The 18,209-nt window shown below is 62.0% G+C and carries 21 protein-coding genes and 1 pseudogene; 7 read left to right on the forward strand and 15 right to left on the reverse strand.

Annotated features, from left to right (window positions below; translation table 11 throughout):
• Positions 1-28: 28 nt before the first annotated feature.
• The 5 genes from ACVIIW_RS34215 to ACVIIW_RS34235 form a co-directional block, all read right to left on the reverse strand.
• Complete coding sequence (locus ACVIIW_RS34215) at positions 29-793, reverse strand: ABC transporter permease (RefSeq protein ID WP_456705335.1); 765 nt, start codon at positions 791-793, stop codon at positions 29-31.
• On the reverse strand, positions 793-1,578 hold the full coding sequence (locus tag ACVIIW_RS34220; protein ID WP_456704738.1) for an ABC transporter permease: 786 nt from the start codon (positions 1,576-1,578) through the stop codon (positions 793-795). The genes ACVIIW_RS34215 and ACVIIW_RS34220 overlap by 1 nt, the downstream gene beginning before the upstream one ends.
• Positions 1,575-2,414, reverse strand: coding sequence for an ABC transporter ATP-binding protein (locus ACVIIW_RS34225; RefSeq protein WP_456704739.1), 840 nt, complete (start codon positions 2,412-2,414; stop codon positions 1,575-1,577). The genes ACVIIW_RS34220 and ACVIIW_RS34225 overlap by 4 nt, the downstream gene beginning before the upstream one ends.
• 32 nt (positions 2,415-2,446) lie before the next feature.
• Positions 2,447-4,141 carry a dihydroxy-acid dehydratase gene (gene ilvD, locus ACVIIW_RS34230; protein WP_456704740.1) on the reverse strand — a complete coding sequence of 565 codons (1,695 nt, stop codon included), beginning with the start codon at positions 4,139-4,141 and terminating at the stop codon, positions 2,447-2,449.
• Between the two features lie 74 nt (positions 4,142-4,215).
• A complete protein-coding gene (locus ACVIIW_RS34235) occupies positions 4,216-5,199 on the reverse strand; it encodes an ABC transporter substrate-binding protein (protein WP_456704741.1) in 984 nt (327 codons plus the stop codon).
• Positions 5,200-5,378: 179 nt separating this feature from the next.
• On the opposite strand from ACVIIW_RS34235, the gene ACVIIW_RS34240 reads away from it, so the two are divergent.
• A complete protein-coding gene (locus tag ACVIIW_RS34240; RefSeq protein ID WP_456704742.1) occupies positions 5,379-6,287 on the forward strand; it encodes an NAD(P)-dependent oxidoreductase in 909 nt (302 codons plus the stop codon).
• A 6-nt stretch (positions 6,288-6,293) separates the two neighbouring features.
• Here the strand turns inward: ACVIIW_RS34240 and ACVIIW_RS34245 are convergent, their stop codons facing one another.
• The 5 genes and pseudogenes from ACVIIW_RS34245 to ACVIIW_RS34265 all read right to left on the reverse strand — a co-directional run bounded on the left by ACVIIW_RS34245 (position 6,294) and on the right by ACVIIW_RS34265 (position 10,801).
• The gene (locus ACVIIW_RS34245; RefSeq protein WP_456704743.1) at positions 6,294-6,857 is read right to left on the reverse strand and encodes a flavin reductase family protein; all 564 of its coding nucleotides are present in this window, start codon (positions 6,855-6,857) and stop codon (positions 6,294-6,296) included.
• 9 nt (positions 6,858-6,866) lie between these two features.
• Positions 6,867-8,066 (reverse strand): acyl-CoA dehydrogenase family protein, encoded by a 1,200-nt coding sequence (locus ACVIIW_RS34250; RefSeq protein WP_456704744.1) that lies wholly within the window; start codon positions 8,064-8,066, stop codon positions 6,867-6,869.
• Between the two features lie 88 nt (positions 8,067-8,154).
• Positions 8,155-9,423 carry a CaiB/BaiF CoA transferase family protein gene (locus tag ACVIIW_RS34255; protein ID WP_456705336.1) on the reverse strand — a complete coding sequence of 423 codons (1,269 nt, stop codon included), beginning with the start codon at positions 9,421-9,423 and terminating at the stop codon, positions 8,155-8,157.
• Positions 9,424-9,621: 198 nt separating this feature from the next.
• A pseudogene (locus ACVIIW_RS34260) lies at positions 9,622-9,837 on the reverse strand (GNAT family N-acetyltransferase); the annotation flags it as partial.
• A 181-nt stretch (positions 9,838-10,018) separates the two neighbouring features.
• Positions 10,019-10,801: a DUF4261 domain-containing protein gene (locus ACVIIW_RS34265; RefSeq protein ID WP_456704745.1), complete on the reverse strand. Its 783-nt coding sequence runs from the start codon at positions 10,799-10,801 to the stop codon at positions 10,019-10,021.
• 357 nt (positions 10,802-11,158) lie between these two features.
• Between ACVIIW_RS34265 and ACVIIW_RS34270 the strand changes: the two genes are divergently transcribed.
• On the forward strand, positions 11,159-11,359 hold the full coding sequence (locus tag ACVIIW_RS34270; protein WP_456704746.1) for a hypothetical protein: 201 nt from the start codon (positions 11,159-11,161) through the stop codon (positions 11,357-11,359).
• A 611-nt stretch (positions 11,360-11,970) separates the two neighbouring features.
• On the forward strand, positions 11,971-12,171 hold the full coding sequence (locus ACVIIW_RS34275) for a hypothetical protein (RefSeq protein WP_456704747.1): 201 nt from the start codon (positions 11,971-11,973) through the stop codon (positions 12,169-12,171).
• Between the two features lie 233 nt (positions 12,172-12,404).
• Here ACVIIW_RS34275 and ACVIIW_RS34280 read toward each other — a convergent pair whose 3' ends face one another.
• Complete coding sequence (locus ACVIIW_RS34280; RefSeq protein WP_456704748.1) at positions 12,405-12,662, reverse strand: hypothetical protein; 258 nt, start codon at positions 12,660-12,662, stop codon at positions 12,405-12,407.
• 112 nt (positions 12,663-12,774) lie between these two features.
• On the reverse strand, positions 12,775-13,023 hold the full coding sequence (locus ACVIIW_RS34285; RefSeq protein ID WP_456704749.1) for a hypothetical protein: 249 nt from the start codon (positions 13,021-13,023) through the stop codon (positions 12,775-12,777).
• A gap of 328 nt (positions 13,024-13,351) precedes the next feature.
• Here ACVIIW_RS34285 and ACVIIW_RS34290 point away from each other — a divergent pair, with 328 nt between their 5' ends.
• The gene (locus ACVIIW_RS34290; protein WP_456704750.1) at positions 13,352-13,537 is read left to right on the forward strand and encodes a hypothetical protein; all 186 of its coding nucleotides are present in this window, start codon (positions 13,352-13,354) and stop codon (positions 13,535-13,537) included.
• Between the two features lie 15 nt (positions 13,538-13,552).
• Here ACVIIW_RS34290 and ACVIIW_RS34295 read toward each other — a convergent pair whose 3' ends face one another.
• Positions 13,553-13,726 carry a DUF3606 domain-containing protein gene (locus tag ACVIIW_RS34295; protein ID WP_456704751.1) on the reverse strand — a complete coding sequence of 58 codons (174 nt, stop codon included), beginning with the start codon at positions 13,724-13,726 and terminating at the stop codon, positions 13,553-13,555.
• A 223-nt stretch (positions 13,727-13,949) separates the two neighbouring features.
• On the opposite strand from ACVIIW_RS34295, the gene ACVIIW_RS34300 reads away from it, so the two are divergent.
• Both ACVIIW_RS34300 and ACVIIW_RS34305 read left to right on the forward strand, forming a co-directional pair.
• Positions 13,950-14,690: a Crp/Fnr family transcriptional regulator gene (locus ACVIIW_RS34300; RefSeq protein ID WP_456704752.1), complete on the forward strand. Its 741-nt coding sequence runs from the start codon at positions 13,950-13,952 to the stop codon at positions 14,688-14,690.
• A 258-nt stretch (positions 14,691-14,948) separates the two neighbouring features.
• Complete coding sequence (locus tag ACVIIW_RS34305) at positions 14,949-16,196, forward strand: NRAMP family divalent metal transporter (protein WP_456704753.1); 1,248 nt, start codon at positions 14,949-14,951, stop codon at positions 16,194-16,196.
• A gap of 104 nt (positions 16,197-16,300) precedes the next feature.
• Here the strand turns inward: ACVIIW_RS34305 and ACVIIW_RS34310 are convergent, their stop codons facing one another.
• Together ACVIIW_RS34310 and rocF are read right to left on the reverse strand one after the other, a co-directional pair.
• The gene (locus ACVIIW_RS34310) at positions 16,301-16,585 is read right to left on the reverse strand and encodes a hypothetical protein (RefSeq protein WP_456704754.1); all 285 of its coding nucleotides are present in this window, start codon (positions 16,583-16,585) and stop codon (positions 16,301-16,303) included.
• A gap of 140 nt (positions 16,586-16,725) precedes the next feature.
• Complete coding sequence (gene rocF, locus ACVIIW_RS34315; protein ID WP_456704755.1) at positions 16,726-17,703, reverse strand: arginase; 978 nt, start codon at positions 17,701-17,703, stop codon at positions 16,726-16,728.
• A 247-nt stretch (positions 17,704-17,950) separates the two neighbouring features.
• Between rocF and ACVIIW_RS34320 the strand changes: the two genes are divergently transcribed.
• A complete protein-coding gene (locus ACVIIW_RS34320) occupies positions 17,951-18,205 on the forward strand; it encodes a hypothetical protein (RefSeq protein WP_456705337.1) in 255 nt (84 codons plus the stop codon).
• Positions 18,206-18,209: the final 4 nt, after the last annotated feature.

The following is an 18,209-nucleotide window of genomic DNA, read 5'->3' on the forward strand; positions in this document are numbered from 1 at the left end:
CACTCCTGGTCTTCTGGTTTTTTTCAGGTCACGCGTCGGGGAAACCTCGTAGCAGGTACGACCGCACGGCGCCCAACAGGCCATTCAGAATCAACCCCAGCAGCGAGATCGCAATCAGCGGCACGAACATGTCGACGGCCTGGAAGGTCCGAGCCGCTGTTACCAGCGCATGTCCCAACCCGTCCGTCGACGTGATCATCTCGGCCAGAAACACCACGATGCAGGAAATGACAAGGCCAATCCGGCAACCGGTCAGGATCGACGGCATCGCCGCCGGCAATACGACCTTGAACAGGATCTCATAGCGCGGCGTTCCCGCCGCCATGGCAGACCAGACCAGCTTTTGCTCCACCGTCGAGGCCCCGTAATAAGTGGATAACAAAATGGGAAAGAGCGCGTCCGCGGCCACCAGCGTGATCTTCGATCCGTGGCCGAATCCAAGCAACAGCAGCAGTGCCGGATAGAGCGCGACCTTCGGTAATGGTGCCAGCACACGCACGATCGGCCGGACCACCGCATTGATTACGGGGCTGGCCGCGGCCGCAAGGCCGATGCTGACACCAACGATGACTGCGATTGCAAAACCGGCAAACAGCCGGATCAGCGTGGCTACGATTTCCTCCTGAAACGTCCATGTCACGAGCTGCTGCAGCAGCCGGCTGAAGACGAGGCCCGGCGGAGGCAGCAAAACCATCGGCGCGACGCCGAACGACACCAAGCCTTGCCACAGCGCAATCACCAGCCCGATCGGCGCAAGCCCAAAGATGACGTTTGCTGAGAGATAACTGGGCATCATGAGAAGCTCATCGGCATGTCGAACTGAGGCTCGGACCAGCGCACGAGCCTCGCGCGGACGCGTTCAAAAACCGCATCGAGGCAGATGCCCATCGCACCGACGATGATAATCATCGCGTAGACCGTGTCGTATTGGCCCATATCAAGCGCATTGAACAGGATGTTCCCTGCTCCTGATTGGCGTGCGATCATCTCGCTGGTGATCATGGTGATGAGCGCCAGCACCAAGCCAGTGCGGCAACCGGTCAGGATCTCCGGAAGCGCCGCAGGCAGCACGATCCTGATGAGGCGTTGCAGGGGCGATAGTCCCATCGCCGCGCCCGACCATAGCATCTTCTCTTCGACGGCTTTGGCGCCCTCGAAACTGTGATAGATCACGGGAAGACTGACGCCCAGGAAGATCACCAGCGTCTTTGTGATGTCACCGACACCGAGCCATAGCATGATGATCGGCATCAGCGCCGCTTTTGGCACCGGATAGATCACCATCAGAAGAGGGTTGAAGAAGGCCGCAACCGCGCGGCTACGCCCCATCAACAAGCCCAGCGGAATCGAGACCAGCACCGCTATACCGAACCCGACCGTCATGCGACGGAGCGAAGCGAGGATGTTGATCAAAGATTCCTTGTCCCCAAGGATATCCGGGATTGCGCGGAGCGCATCGGTCGCAGTTGGAAAGCTGTCGCTCTTCAGCGCAAGCGATGCAACCTGCCAAATTGCCAGCAATCCGATGCAGGCCAGCACGGGAGCAGTTCGCTTCACCAGGGCAGCCGGCGAGATCATACGGGCGACCCGGCTTCGTCGCTTTCGTCGAACATGCGCTCGATGTCGACGACGTATTTCTGGTAGCCCGGATCGAGCAAAAGCTCGTTGCGGCGCCGCGGTCGCGGCAGGTCGATATCGATGACCTCCCTGATACGGCCGGGAGAGTTCGACATCATCACGACCTTGTCTGAAAGGAAGACGGCTTCATCGACCGAATGGGTGACGAACAGGACCGTCTTGCGGTCACGCTCCCAGATGTTCAAGAGATCGTTCTGGAGACGCGTCCGGGTGTGAGCATCGAGTGCACCGAACGGCTCGTCCATCAACAAGACTTCGGGATGGTAGGCGAGCGTCCGGGCCAGGGCGACGCGCTGCTTCATGCCCCCCGACAACTCCTTCGGATAGAAGTTCTCATAACCCTTGAGGCCGACCATCTCGATCAGCGCGCGGCTCTCCGCTTCCGCTTCGGTGGCTCGCACGCCTCGCTGGCGCGGGCCATACATGACGTTGCCGAGCACGGTCTTCCACGGAAACAGCGCGAACTCCTGGAATACCGGCCCTCGATCCGGACCAGGGCCCGTGATCGCCTGTCCCTTCATCCTTGCCGCGCCTCTGGTTGGACTGACAAAGCCACCGACGATGTAAAGCAATGTCGACTTACCGCAGCCGGACGGACCGAGAATGGAAACGAACGCGCCCTCCTCGATCGTCAAGGAGATCTCCGATAGTGCCAAATGCTCCTTCCGCGCCGAGGTCTGGAAAACCTGCGAGACGCGGTCGATCTCGAGGATCGCAGAAGCCGGCTTTTGTGATGTCGCCGGTCTCACCCATCCGCTCGAAGGCATTATCTTCATCCCGCCTCTCGCTTCGCTCACGCGCGCAACGCTCAATCGAACCACGGCCACTGGGCCGGCCCCTCGTGAGTGACTGCTCCGCCGGGTGCCTGACCGACCAGGCGCGCATACTTTGCGAGCGCACCTGCACGATGACGCGGCGGCCGTTGCTTCCAATCGCGTCGGCGTCCAGCGAGTTCCTGCTCATTGATCAGCAGGTCCATGCGGCGACCGGCAGCATCGATCCGGATTCTGTCGCCGTCGCGAACGAGCGCCAGCGGACCGCCGACAAATGCTTCCGGGGATACGTAGCCGATACACATACCGCGGGTGGCGCCCGAGAACCGGCCGTCAGTGATGAGGGCAACCTTCTCACCCATGCCTTGACCGTAAATGAGCGCGGTGACGCCGAGCATCTCACGCATGCCGGGACCACCGACCGGCCCTTCATTGCGGATCACCAGCACTTCGCCGGCCTTGTAGCTGCGGTCCCGAACAGCCGCCACACAGGCCTCCTCATCCTCGAAGACTCTCGCCACCCCCTCGAAAAGCAGGCTCTTCAAACCCGCAACCTTGATGACCGCGCCGTCGGGACAGAGATTGCCCTTCAGCACAGCAACACCCCCATCGGGCATGATCGGCGCGCGGGCGGAATAAACCACTTCACCATCGGGCGCATTGGCCGCGCCATATTCTTCGGCGAGCGTACGGCCGGTGATGGTCAGGCAGCCGCCATCGATATGGTCGCTTTGGATCAACTCGCGGATCACAACGGCAGCGCCACCGATGTCGTAGACATCCTTGGCCGTGTACTTCCCGCCCGGCCGCAGGTTCCCGATCAGCGGCGTCCTGGCAAAGACTTGGCCGACATCATCGATCGTGAATGCAATGCCCGCCTCGTTCGCGATCGCCGGCAGATGCAGTGCGGCATTCGTCGATCCGCCCGTCGCGGCAACGATCGCCGCGCCGTTTTCCAGGGATTTCCGAGTCACGATGTCGCGCGGCAGCGGCCCGCCTCGCTCGAGCATCTCAATGATCAGACGCCCGGCTCGGCGCGAGATCTGCGCGCGCTCGGCATAGACTCCGGGCACCATCGAGACGTTGGCAATCGTCAGTCCCATCGCTTCCGATACCATCCCCATCGTGTTCGCGGTGAATTGGCCGGCGCAGGCACCCACGGTCGGCAAGCAGGCGCGCTCGATCCGCTCAAGCGTCGCAGCGTCGATCTCTCCGGTCATGAAGCTGCCGACGGCCTCGTAGGAATCGAGAACGGTCAGCGTCCGTCCGTCCACGCGGCCGGGCAGCGAGCTCCCGCCATAGATGAAGATGGAAGGCACGTTGCAGCGAACCATGCCCATCATCACGCCCGGGAGCGTCTTGTCGCATCCGCCGTACCCGATCAGCGCATCATAGGCGAGACCATGAACGACGGCCTCGATGGAGTCGGCGATCAGCTCACGCGAAAACAGGGAAAACTTCATCCCCTCATGATTCATGCTGATGCCGTCGGACACCGAAACAGTCGAGAACTCCCGGGGCGTTCCGCCGGCTTCCTCTATACCGAGCTTGGCGGCAGCCACCTGGAAATCATGGGTCATGTTGCAGGGCGTCTGTTCGCCCTTCATGCTGACGATGCCCACCATCGGCTTGGCGATCGCCGCGTCGTCCAGGCCCATCGCGCGCATGAAAGCGCGATGGGGGGCCCGGTCGAGGCCGTCAGTTGTGATTCGTGATCGCAGCTTCTTCATGCCTGCATCATCTTCATGCAATGTCCCGCTGCGGGGACATTTGCGACCTCATTGATCCGGGAAACCGTCCGTCGCTATTGCAGCGGTGCGACGATTGTCGGATGCTTGAACTGGGCCACGTCCAGCTTCGGCAGCATCCCCGTGTCCGCATAGATATCGAGCATCTTCTGGATTGCAGGGAAATTCGGCGCCGCACCGGGATCGCGACCGAAATCATTGTCCTTGAGCAGATAGGTATCGAGCACCGGAACGGGCGCCTTCAGCACCTCGGACACCACCTTCAGGGTCTCTTCGCGGTTTGCGAGTGCCTTCTTCATGCCCGACGTGATGTCGCGGACATAGGCCTTGACCAGGTCCGGGTTCTTGTCGACGAAATCGGCACGACAGGCTTCCAGAATGTGCACGATGTTCGGCATCGCCTGCGACAGCGAGAACAGTTTTCTGATGCCGCCCTTCGCCTCCGCGCGTGCCGCAAACGGCTGGTTCATGTTAACCGCATCGACCCGCCCCTGGCGCAGCGCATCCTCAGAGACGGCAAAACCGACTTCGACCAGCTTTATGTCCTTGGCGGGATCGACGCCGTTCTGCTTCAAGAGCAGATTGAATGGACCCTGCGTGCCGCCGCCGATCACCGAAATGCCAACCGTCTTGCCCTTGAGATCGGCGATCGTCTTGATCGGCGAGTCGTCCTTGACCGCCCAATAGACCGAGAAACCGCCGGACTTCTCGAAGACGTGCTGCGCCACGATGTAAGCCTTGAGGTTGCCACCGACCACACCGTTGGCAAGCGACAGCGGCGCCTGCGTCGCGCAATCTAGTGCGCCGGCCGCTAATGCCTGCGTCATCGGCGCAGTACCTTGAAACTGGGTCCACTCGATGTTGTACGTCTTGCCGATATCGGGAAATTCGGCAGGCCGGCGCATCATCCAGTATTTGGATTCCTCGGCCGGGATGGTCCAGCCCACGCGGATCGTCTGCTGCGCGCGTGAGGGGCTTGCGACCGCGATCATGGCCGCCACAGCCCCGGTTGCCAGGATCCACTTCGAAACTGCCCGCATCGTGCCCACTCCGCTGCTCCGGCGCCAATCGACGCCACCCAAACCCGACCAACCCCAAATGTTTCATGGTTCAAACAGTCAGGCAAGCCATGCGTACCGGTCCGGTTTCGCTGCCAGATGCGTTATGATGTTGCGGCGGCGGTCGCGCACCGTTGCGCTGCGACAGAAGGAGGCAACCTGTGGCTGATGAGAGCAGGGCAAACCCGCAAGGCGTCGAGAGGCTTGGCTATCTCGGCCTTGGACTGATGGGGACGCCCATGACCCGACGCCTGCTCAAGGCCGGCCATGACGTCAGTGTCTGGAACCGCTCGGAGGGTAAAGTCGCTCCCCTCGTCGCCGCAGGTGCCAAGCGCGCGGGCACACCTCGCGACCTGCTGGCGAACTCCGATATCGTCTTTATGTGCGTGACAGATGCAGCCGCCGTCGAAGCGGTTATCTTCGGGCCGGAGGGTCTTGCAGCAGCTCCGGGCGCAGGCAAGCTCGTGGTCGACTTCTCATCGATCCATCCGGATGCTGCGCGCGAGCTCGCAGCGCGATTGAAAGCGGCGAACGGCGCCGGCTTGATCGATGCACCGGTGTCCGGCGGCACCAAGGGGGCAGAAGAAGGCACGCTCGCCATCATGGCTGGCGGAGCGGCTGACGATATCGAGAAAGTGCGGCCTTACGTGCTGGCTATGGCACGTAGGTTCACCCACATGGGTCCGACTGGGGCTGGCCAGACCACCAAACTCTGCAATCAGGTGATCGTCGGATGCGCAATGGCTGTCCTTGCGGAGGCAACGCGCCTCGCCTCGAACGCTGGAATTGAAGCAAGCCGTCTGCCCGAGGCGCTCGCCGGCGGCTTTGCGGATTCGATCCCGCTTCAGCTCTTCGTGCCGCGCATGGTCCAGGGCATCCACTCGCCGCCGCTCGGGCACATAGCGACAATGCTCAAGGACCTCGATACGGTCGCCGATGTGGCCCAGGCGACATCAACGCCGGTGCCGATGGCGACCCTCGCGGGCCAGATCTTCAGGCTGGCCAAGGCTGCACGCGGCCCGGACGCGGACGCTCTGGAAATCTACAAGCTCTCCGCCACAGACCGCTGAACGCTCTTAAGGAGACTTCTTGCGTTCATCGTCGGCCAGAAACCGGCCATACGTCCCCCGCGCAAACAGCAGCGGCTCTTTCGCGCTATAGGCATAGGCCTCGACCGCACCGAGAAAGATCACGTGATCGCCGCCGTAATAGCGATTGACGGATCTGCACTGAAAACTCGCCACACTCTCTGCAAGCACCGGCGCATTGCCGAGGCCAGGCGCCCACTCCACGCCGGCAAACTTGTCTTCGGACGATTTTGCGAATTTGTTCGCCAGCGCCTGCTGCGAGGTGTCCAGCACGTGGACCGTGAAGTGGGTGGCATTCTGGAAAACGGTCAGGCTCGATGAGTAAACTCCGAGGCTCCAGAGAACCAACGGGGGGTTCAAGGAGACCGAGGCGAATGAATTGCAGGTGATGCCATACGGCTTTCCATCGGAAGCCGTAGCCGTGATGATCGTTACCCCAGTTCCGTAAGTGCCGAGAGCGTTGCGAAAATCACGTGGATCAATCTGCGAGTTGTCGCTCGCGAACTCGTTGGCTGGATCAGGAGCGGCCGGCTGCTTCGGCAGATCATTCATCGGCCGGCCTCACAAGGTGAGATTCTCGGACGGCAGGCCGAGGACCACGCGTCCATAATTGGTTCCAGCCGCATCGAAATTGAATGCGAGGTGCGAATTGATCGCATGCGCATCGCGAAATTGCCGCTGCAACCCCCCCGTCGTGAACAGGCCGCGCGCCCCGCTCGCGGCAAACAGCATCGAGACGGCGTCCGTACACAGATTGACCGAGAATGCCCCGTCACGGCGATATCTGGTTTTGGTGACCATATCGGGCGTCTCGCTGCGCCGTGCGTTCTCCATCGCCTCGGTGCAGGCCGAGCGCATGATGAGGCGCGCAGCATCGATCTTGGCGGAAGCTTCGGCGATCTTGATTTGCGTACTCTGGAAATCGCTCAGCTTGGCGCGGTTGTACGTCGAAATGCGGCGACGCGCGACCTCCGCATAATCGTCCAGACACGCCTGTGCATTCCCGAGCGCGACGCCGGAAAGAACATAAGGAAACAACGAGAACACCGGCAGCGCATACAGCGGACTGGGGTTCACCTTGCTTCCGGGCGTCGGACCTCCCGCAAGGTCCCCCACCGCGACCGTCATATAATCGGGTACAAAGGCATCCCTGACTTCGACATCCGACGACCCGGTCCCGCGCAGTCCCGCGACGTTCCAGGTATCGAGTATCTTGTAGTCGGCCTTCGGCAACAAAAAGATGCGATATTCGATGCCATCGGCCTCGTCGTCGGATGCGACGACGCTTGCGAGCATGTTCCACGCGCAAGACCCGACGCCCGACGAGAACGGCCAACTTCCGCGCAGCCGGTATCCGCCCGCAACCTTGCTGGCGCGGCCGGCGGGGAAAATGAACGATGACGCGATCAGCACGTCCGGGGTCTTGCCCCAGACCAGATCCTGTGCACGTTCTTCGAACATGCCGAGCATCCAATGATGGCTTGCCAGATTGGCAAGGTTCCAGGCCACCGATGCATCGGCTTGTCCGAGCAACTCCGCGCAATCGATCAGGGCGACATAGTCGAGCTCGGCGCCGCCGACGCGCTGCGGCTGAAGCATCCGGAACAGGCCGGCATCATGCAGGTCCTGTTCGGTTTCCGGTGGCAGATGCCGCAGCTCCTCGGTGCGAGCTGCGCGTTCACGCAATTGCGGCACGAGCGAGCGGGCCTTGGCAATCATCGTTACATAGGCTCTTTCGCCGGCCTCTACCGACTGCCCCATGCTCGGGTCTTGACCAGGCACCATTCGCGTCCCTCGCTCTCATGCATTTATGCGGCGGGAACCACTTCAAATCAAGCTGGCGCAGTGCTCAGTCCGACGTCGCGGCCTTGCGCAGGCCAAATGCCCCTTTTTGGGTCAAAGTGGCAATCCGGTCGGCATCGTAACCAAGCGTCTCGCGCATAACGCCCTCGGTATGCTCACCTAACAGCGGCGCGGCGACGGGATCAACCGCCGCTGTGAGGCTCATGCTGATCGGCGGCTCGATATTCGGCACCCACTGCGCCGTGCGATGCGGGATCCGGCTCAGGCGCGCGCGCTCGCGCGCCTCGGGCGCATTGAATCCCTCCTCCACGGTCCGGAGATAGCCAACCGGAATATTGGCCAGCTTCATCTTCGCCATCCAGTTCTCGAGTGTGTCGCTCGCGAACACTTCCGCGATGGCAGTGCGCAGCAACTCCTTGTTCTCGGAGCGCGCCTTCCGCGTAGCGAATTGCCGATTGTTGATGAGATCCGGGCGGTTCAGCACCTCCACGACCAGCCGGCGATACAACCGGTCATTGGCGCAAGCCATGTAAAGCGGACCGTTGGAGGCTTCGTAGACGCCGACTGTCGGAGATCCGCTCGGCGAATTGCCAAACCGGCCGGGATTCTCACCGTTGATCAGATAGGCCATTCCGTAGAAGCCAGTCATGCCCATGGCGACGTCGAACAACGCGACCTCCACATGCTGGCCGCGGCCGAGTCGATCCCGCGCCAGCAGCGCCAGCAGAATGGCATTGCAGGCGGACATGCCCGTCGCCATGTCGACAACAGGCGGTCCAGTGCGCACCGCCGGACCATCCGCAAATCCGTTGAGCGACATGAAGCCGCTCTCGGCTTGCGTGATGGGATCAAAACCTGGGCGTGAAGCGAACGGTCCGGTACGTCCGTAAGCCGAAATCGAGCAATAAATCAGCCGCGGGTTGAGCGGAGCGACAGCCTCGTAGTCGAGGCCGAACTTCTTCATGACCCCGCTGGAAAAATTTTCCACCACCACATCCGCCTTGCGGATCAGATCCAGCGCGACCTCGCGCGCCTCCGGCACCGAGAGATCGAGCGCAATGCCATTTTTGTTGCGATTCAGGCTGAGATAGGCCGCGCTCTCCCCGCCGATCTCGGCGTGCTCATAGGCACGCGTGTCGTCGCCACCCTCAGGGTTTTCGATCTTGATGACGCGCGCACCGAAATCGGCGAGCGTTTGCGTGCAGGCGGGGCCCGCGACCACGCGCGTGAAATCAATGACCAGCAGACCATCAAGTGCAGTTGGCTTTCCCGCCGCCCGCAACGGACGTTCCGGCAATTGAGGCTTGGTGGACATCCTTGGCGCTCCCTTACATCGGCTTGTGCCCGCCGAATTTCCTGCTAGCGCACTTAAAGCCCGGCTGAGCCGACTGCGCAAGTGCTTCAGCCACGACGTTTCAAACCCAAAAGGGCATTCCAGGTGAACAGGGCCGGCTATATAGGCGCTGTGCAATTTGACGGTGCAAGGCCCCGTTCCGCATCACGGAAACCCGACTCAGCGAAGCGACCTTTGCCAATAGAGCGTATGGGACCAAGCCCAGGGCATCTCAGGTTCAAAGAGACGGTAACCCGCCTTGATGAAGTTGTTCGCAGAGAAACGATTGTCCGTTGTATCCGAAACGATACTCTCCCATCCGATGCGACGGCCCCGTGCTTCGACGGCCCGCATCAACCTCAGCTGAAGTCCCCTTCCCCAATGCCGCTGCAAGACTATCTGTCAACCAATCGACGAACGATCGACACAGGCTTTGCGCTCGTGAACAGGGATATTTTCCATCTGCCATCCTGGCGTCGTCTGAAACCTGAAATCGGGCCCGACGTGATAGAATTTTTTCGGCTTTGGCTTGCGCAAACGCTTCTCGATAGAGGATGCATGGGCATCCCGTGTGGCACTACTCCAACGAGCCATCGGTACAGTGAAACACGGGCATGCCATTGAACCGATCGGAATTCTTGTAACGAACGACGATACGCTCCTTCGCATCGCCCCCGAATGTGTCGCCGTCTCTGAGCACTTGTCCGTGTTCGATGAGATAGACAACAAGGCCCGCCACCTTTTCGATCAAGGCCCCTAACGCCCGCCTGGACGTCTCGAACTCAACCTCACGGCCGGCAAAAGCGGTCAGTCCCATCGTCACTGAGCCAATGCCTTTCTGCGAGCGGAAAGGCAGAACATCGACCCAGAGCTGGAACGGATAGACAGGGGACGGTGCATAGGATTGCATGGAAAGATGCAGCCAAAGATCAGCAGGTCGTGCAGCCTTGCCATCCCAGACCACAGCGCAGCATTCCGGCATGGTCGCTATCAAGGCACCAACAGCAGCGGTCATCAGGCGAGCCGTGGGCAACAATTGTTGGTTTTGTCCGAGCACCGAGACCATCAAATGACCGCTGTGCCGCGCCGCGACTGTCCTCGCCTCCGGCCAGGCCGTAGTTGCGCGCGACCATAGCCCGGGATCCCCTGGAATGCGCGTCGGCATCGACTTCACCGTAATGAGTTGATCGCCACAGCGGAGGACAGACGCACCCCCCGAATCCTGGCGGATACCCGCATCGCTTGGATGGATCTCCGCGGCCAGCTCAGGGTGCCGGGTGCGAAGCGCAGCGGCGAGCGCCGCCATGACAGGCGCTGCAGGACGTTCCAGCAATACAAAAGCAAGAAATGAATTCCTCATCGTCGCCTCCCAAGAGCGAACGGGCCAACGTCGATCGAGGCTCGCTCAGAGGTTGAGGGAATTGGTTTAGAACAAAACGGGAACAGTGTCTAGGTCGTAATTTCGGGCACTTAGGCTTTTGCGAACCGCTGGAGCGGGAGCGAACCAGGAAGTTCATTGTGCAAGCTCCGCTGACGACCTGCTCGGCAATCCACACGGGAGATGAGCAACTCCATTCGAGAACGAAAAAGCCCGCTACGGATCCCTCCGCGCGGGCTAAACCAAACTCTCTCTATGGTGCCATCATGCCGGTGTTTTGCCCGACGTGTCAAACGAACGATCGGGCGCGCGCGCGTTGGTCGATCAGGAGGATCGGCCATGACATCGAAGATCGGTTCGACAACATCGCCAATTTCGCGACACACTCCGGAGCCGCGCATCGACAAGACACGCGACACCCGAGAGGCTGTGATCGAAGATGCACCGGAGACGGACGACAAGAACCGCGATCTCGTTCACGGCGATGGCGGCACCATCGGCATTCCGACCAAGCCCGGCGATCTCTCCCGCGACGATTAGCGCTGCCGCGCATCTCGTAGCTCGTTGCGCGACGGAGGACGGCCCCGGCGTTGACGGGGGCTTGGGCGCCGGAGCCGCCATTCCAGACCGGTCAATCGGCGGCAGACCGGCCGCGTAACAAAGTCCGGCCGGAAAGCGGAAGTTCCTAAAAGGCGCAAGCGGCACCGCTTGCGGTCAGCGCTGCGGCCCCTCGCCAGTTTCACTCGGAAATGGGTCGGGCGTCCTGCGCCGAGATTGCGGACGCCTCGTTGTGGACGCGGCGGATCGGAGAGCGACCGTATGGCGATGCTGCTGGCTTGGCCGGCGGGAGCACGCTCGGTCTCTCACCCGCCGGCTCCTACTGGCAGAGCCTCGGCCGAGCAAACGACCCGACGCTGCCTTTGTTCAATAGTGAACTTTAGACCCGCAAAGGCGCGGCATGAGTAAGCGGCTCAAAACGCCGAAACTGCACCATCCAATCATCACGGATTCTTTTTGGCCATTTATCAAATGATACGGACTCCTCTTCAGTACGCGCCGTACAGTTAACCATCACCACAAGGCCACTTACGTTCATCGGTGATAAGAGCGTCCGGTCGCGCTCCGTCTTCCTCGAACTTGGGAGCAGCGCCATGTTGAAGCGGCGTCGTTTCAAGCAAACCAAGACACTTCACGAGAGGCTAGCAGAAGAAGCGGCGCAATTGCGCGAGGAAGCCCGCACGCTTGCGCCGGGACGCCGCCGCGAGACGCTGTTGCGCCGCGCGCGGCAAGACGAGACGGCCATGCAGATCGATGCCTGGCTGCATTCGCCCGGCCTGAGGACACCGACATGAGCGCGCAATATCGTGCCTGTCTGGTCGGCGAAGACGGCCTCTTCCGCAACGCGGAGGCGTTCGAGGCTCTGTCCGATACATCCGCGCTCGCTTATGCGCGGCGGTTTGCGCGCCGCGGCGGGGTCGAGGTCTGGCAACTCAGCCGCAAGATCGGCTTGCTGAAAGAATCGCTTCAGGCGAAGAACCTTGGCACAGGACCCAGGACGCAGGATCCGGGAACACGGAGCTCTCCGCTAGGCGGCTCGCTGCAGCCCCGTCGTCCGCTCGATCCGCGCCTCCAGCAGGGCGATCGAGGTCCGCAAATTGTCGCGGCGGGCACGTAACGCCTGGGCAAGCATGGAATAGGTCGGACTGCCGGGATCGGTCGTCCCTGCGTTGCGCTCCTCCTCGGCAATGTCGCCCTCGAGCATCCGAACCCGCCAGCGCAGGTCGGAGATTAGAGCGTGGAGCTGCAGGGACGCGGTCGCTTCGAAACGGGACGTTGCTTGCATGTGGTCGCCTCAATCTGAAACGGCCCGACTGGCCGGGCCGGTATGGAGACATCATGCAGCAAGAGAGATGCCAGATCTTCAGGATGGAGCCGAAGCAGGAAACCCGAAGGCCTCACTCCTCCGCCAGCTTCCGCTCGATATAGGCGTCCACAGTCTCGGCGAATGAGCGCTGCACGCCGACCGACGTGACATGCAGCTCGATCGCATCCTGCTGCAGCACGCGCAGACCGCGTCTGCGTGCGCTGGCCGGTGCCATCGCGAGATAGTCGTCGATCGTGCCCATGGCCAGCGGAATGCCTTTCGGGTCACCCCTGGCAATCAGCAAACGCAAAAAGCTCAGGCTATCGGCCAGACCCGGCATGGATTCGCATCTCAGCCTTGCTGCGGCTTCGGCCTGGGCTTCCTGACCGGCTGGGCATGCGTCCCGAACAGCGCGAGCAGCAACGCGACTTCTTCCTTCGAACCAATCTGGATCATCGTGATCTCCTTTTCGCTCAGTTGGTCGGGGCCAGCACCGGCGGAGTTCAGGACGATCTGGTTTCAGCCGTGTTTCAAAACGGCTTCGTCGCTGGTGCAGGACCTGCATTTTCCCGATGGGTCAAGCTTTAATCGAATGCACGCGGCCGGATTCGGCGGAAGGAAATCTGTTCGCGTCACGCTGGCACATGTCCGTGCTCAGGAGGGAGCCGATGTACTACGTCGCCGGCGTGTTGCTTGCACTTTCGGGATTGTTCTATTCGGCAGGCCGCCACGAACTTGGTTCGTTCGGCGCTGACGTCTGCAGCTACGGCGGGGCGTTCTGCGACAGGCCGCTGGTGGTCTTCACGGGCGCGGCGCTGGCGGCCGCCTGGGGCATGTTCGTCAGCATCAAGTAGATCGCGCCGGCCGGCTCACAGCGCCAGCTCCTTGCGGACGGCCGCCGCTGAATTGCCGACCTTGTCGACAGCCCGTTGCAGCTCTTCCCTGGAGACGCCGAGTGCATGGCTCCAGTACTTGACCTCCCAGGCCTCGTGCATGTTGATCTTGCTGCGGTCCGGCTGTTCGCGCTTCGTCAGATGGTCCATCCCGACGTCCTCCTCCCAAAAGAACGTCACTGGCCACCGGCGGTTCCGAAAGCGAACGGCGGCCCATCGAGACCCGCGTCACTTAACATTTGTTGTATTTGACTCATTCGCTAACCCATCATCCACAATGTAGAGAAGCCGGGCGCGCGTCACTTAACCTTTGTTGTCCGCAGCGAGCCGGCGTCTGTGCTTTTTGGCCTCACGCGTTAAGGCGCGTGGGGGAATGAGAGACGTGACAAGCGACATGATCTGGGCGCCGCTGTTCCAGCGCCTGAAGACGACGACCGGTGCCGATGACCGGGACCTCCGAGCTCTCGCGGCGCTGCCGTTCACACTCCGCAACTTTCGCGAAAACCAGACCGTGCTGCGCGACGGCGAGCAGCCGAGCGAATGTTGCCTGATCGTGGACGGCTTCTGCGTTCGCTCCAAGACGATCGCAGACGGCAGGCGCCAGATCCTGTCGATCCACATTCCCGGCGATCTGCCCAATCTGCAAAACCTGCATTTCGCGACCGCCGACCATGACCTGATCGCGCTGTCCGACTGCACGTTGGCCTTCATGGCCAACAGGGCGCTCAACGACCTCATCCGCCAGCAGCCTGGTGTCGGCGATATGTTCTGGCGCGACACGCTGGTGGATGCCGCTGTATCCCGGGAGTGGATCGTCAATGTCGGCCAGCGCTCGACCTACAACCGGCTTGCCCATCTGATCGTGGAGTTGCGCGAGCGGCTGCGCCTGATCGGCCGTGTGATCGACAACACGTTTGAAGCTCCGCTGACGCAAGAGCAGTTCGGCGAAGCCATGGGCGTGACCAGCGTTCATACCAACCGCATCCTGCGCGAGCTGCGCATCGACGGCGTTCTGGAGCTTCAGCGCGGCACCGTGAAGATACTCAACGAATACAAGCTCCAGGAGCTCGCCCAGTTCGACGGCCGCTATCTGCATTTGTCGCCATCGTCCTGAGCGGGTCGTTCAGCGAACGAACACCTCGCTCATGTCCATGCGGAAGCGGGGCAAGGCTCGTACCCCCCAAAGTCTCAACGTGCTAGCAAGGGAATCACGCAACGCTCCGTCTCGTAAGCCGTGCGACGATGGAACTTTGCGGCTACGATCGCGATTGATAGCTGAATTCGCAATTCCGGAAGGTGAGCCCTGTCGAACCGGTCCAAACGTCCAGCTTCCAAAAGCGACAGCGTCGTCGCACCGACAAAGTCGGCACCGATGCTGCTGCAGCGGCTCGGACCCGGCCTGATCACGGGCGCCGCCGACGACGACCCGTCGGGCATCGCCACCTATTCGCAAGCGGGCGCGCAATTCGGCTACGGGCTGCTCTGGACGGTATTTCTGACTCTGCCGTTCATGATCGCGATCCAGCTCGTCAGCGCGCGGATCGGCCGGGTCACGGGCAAGGGGCTAGCCGCCAACGTCCTGCAGCTCGCCCCGCGCTGGATCGTGATGGGGCTCGTGACGCTGCTCGTCGTGGCCAACACCTTCAATATCGCCGCCGACATCGCTGCGATGGCCGAAGCGCTCTCGCTGGTCATCGGCGGGCTCAACCACGAGCACGCGCTGATCTTCGCGGCAGGCTCGACCCTGCTCCAGGTGTTCGTGCCCTATCGCCGCTACTCGCCGGTGCTGAAATTCCTAACGTTGGCGCTGTTCGCCTATGTCGCCACCGCCTTCACGGTGAACATCCCCTGGGGTACGGCGCTGCTGGCCACAGTATGGCCGAAGGCGACGGTCAACAGCGACTATTTCATGATGGTCGTCGCAGTGCTCGGCACCACGATCAGCCCCTATCTGTTCTTCTGGCAGGCTTCCCAGGAGGTCGAGGAGATGAATCAGGGCCAGCGCGACAAGCCGTTGCGCGATCTGCCGAGCGGCGGCGATCCCGAAATCGCACGCATCAGGGCCGACACCTCCGTTGGCATGCTGCTGTCGAATTGCATCGCGTTCTTCATCATCCTGACCACGGCCTCGGTGCTGAACGCAAACGGCGTCACCAACATCAACTCCGCGACCGAAGCGGCCGAGGCGCTACGGCCGCTCGCCGGCGATTTCACTTTCGCGCTGTTCGCGCTCGGCATCATCGGCACGGGTCTTTTGGCGATCCCGGTGCTGGCGGGCTCGGCGGCTTATGGCGTTGCTGAAATCTTTGGCTGGCGCGCGACGCTGGAAGCAAAGCCAGAGAAGGCGGTCGGCTTCTACACCATCATCGCAGCCGCGACCGTGATCGGCTTCTGTCTCGGTTTCACGGGAATCGACTCGATTCACATGCTGGTGTGGAGCGCCGTTCTCAACGGTATCGTGGCCGTCCCGATCATGGCGATGATGATGCTCATCGTCTCGAACAAGGCGATCATGGGGCGTTTCAAGGCGCGGTCGTGGCTCGTCGTGCTGGGATGGCTCGGCACCGCGCTGATGGCGCTGGCCGTCCTCGCCATGCTCGGCTCGTCCGTGATGGGCTAGACTTCATGACGACAGGTGGTTATGGCGGTATCTGACCGGTCGAGAGAGCGCCATCCGCCAAAGGCGGCAACGGCTTCCTCAGCTGCGGCCGCAAGAGCTCAACGTTAGGGCGTCACCGGATTGACGGTCGGAGACGTCTTTGGCCCGGGCCGCTCCGGCTCAATCGGAGATTTTGGGTCGGTCGGAAGCACCTTGGCGCCCGCCGCTCGGGCGGCCTCGCCAGTGGTCGCATACATTGCGACATGGGCCGGCTGTGTCTTGGCCCGGCTCCAGGGACCGTGATCGACGACCAGCATCGCAGCAATCGTCAGGCCGGCCACAACCAACGCGATCACGCCGGGGTGGCGAAGCGCTGAGGAGATGGAGTTCGCGAAGCGGTCGGTCCTCATCGAATAACCTATTTTTCCTCTCGTGAGTTAATTCAAGCGCGGCCCGCGAGTTCCGCTCCGGCTCAAGCGAGTTCCCGGCCAATGCGGGCCTCTGGCTTAGGCCGGCCTCCTCCATTTCTTGCAACGCACGATGAGTTGCGTCACTCGCCCGGCGCGATCGCGTTGCTGGGCGTGGGCCGATCGGTGATCTGCTGACCGAACAGGCTGCCGATCAGTTCGACGACGGCGCGCGCGGTGCGGCCGCGCTCATCCAGGAACGGATTGAGCTCGACGATGTCGACCGATCCCACCACGCCGGAATCGTGCAGCAACTCCATGACCAGATGTGCCTCCCGATAGGTCGCCCCTCCGGGTACCGTGGTGCCGACGCCCGGCGCGACGCACGGGTCGAGAAAATCGACGTCGAAGCTGACATGCAGCACGCCGTTGCTTGCTTTGACGCGCTCGATAACGCGCCGGATCAGCACAGCGACGCCGAACTCGTCGATCTGGCGCATGTCGACGACCCTGATCCGACGCGCGCGCATCAACTCCTTCTCGAGCTTGTCGATTGAGCGCGCGCCGAACAGATCGAGCCTGTCCGGATCGATCGAGGCGCGTGGAACATCTCCCAACAGGCCATCGAGACCGGCCTCGCCACAAAGGAACGCGGCCGACATGCCGTGCATATTGGCCGTGATCGTCGTCTCCGGCGTGTTGTAATCGGCATGCGCGTCGAGCCAGAGCACGAACAGGTCGCGGCCGCGCTCCTGCCAATGGCGCGACATCGCATTGACGGACCCCATGGACAACGTGTGATCGCCGCCAAGGAAGATCGGCAGGGCACCGGTTTGCGCGACCTCATAGCCGCGCCGACTGAGTACGCGGGTCCAGCGCTGGATTTCGCGGTAATGATTGGCCTGCTGCGGCGGCCTGTCGGTGAGATCCCCGACTTCGGCTATTGAGAGATCGCCGAAGTCGACGACTTCGAAATCCAAGCTTTCGAGCACTGTTGCGAGGCCGGCGGTCCGCAGCGCCGCAGGGCCCATCAGGGTACCGCGCTGCGAAGCGCCCATATCGATCGGCGCGCCCAGCAATGCGATGCGCCGGGCTCGATCCGTGATGGTTCGATCGGTCACGGCAATCTCCTGAGATCAGCAAGGCTGCACCAGCGTAACAGAGATTCGCACCCGCCGTTTCACGGGGTGCCGGAACAAATTCCCGCGCGCCGCATTTTCTCCCCAAGGCCGGTACCCGCCGTTCAAGACGGCGCATGTCGCGGATAGCCAAAGGCCTTCGGGCCCGCTGTTCAAAACGAGCGCACGCGCGGATAGCCAAAGGTGCCGGCCTCAATTGTCGTCGGGTCTGGAGGTCGCGAGCTTGAGCATGGACATACCGCAGCCTAATCCCCAGCCCGGCATGGCCGAGCGCGCCATCGATGCAGCGACCGAGGTGTCCCGTACCTTCGGCGAGGTCGCCGGTGGGTTGCGTGCCGCCGTCGATCGCCTCACTTACGCCATTGATGAAGCACGAAAGCCGGGCCGGCCGCTCGCCACAGTCGCGGCGATCACGCGCGAAGCCCCCCTGGCCAGCCTCTTCGTCGCGTTCCTCTTCGGCGTGGCGGTTGCGCGCCGGCGCTGACGAT

The organism is Bradyrhizobium sp. USDA 4449 (assembly GCF_054056275.1).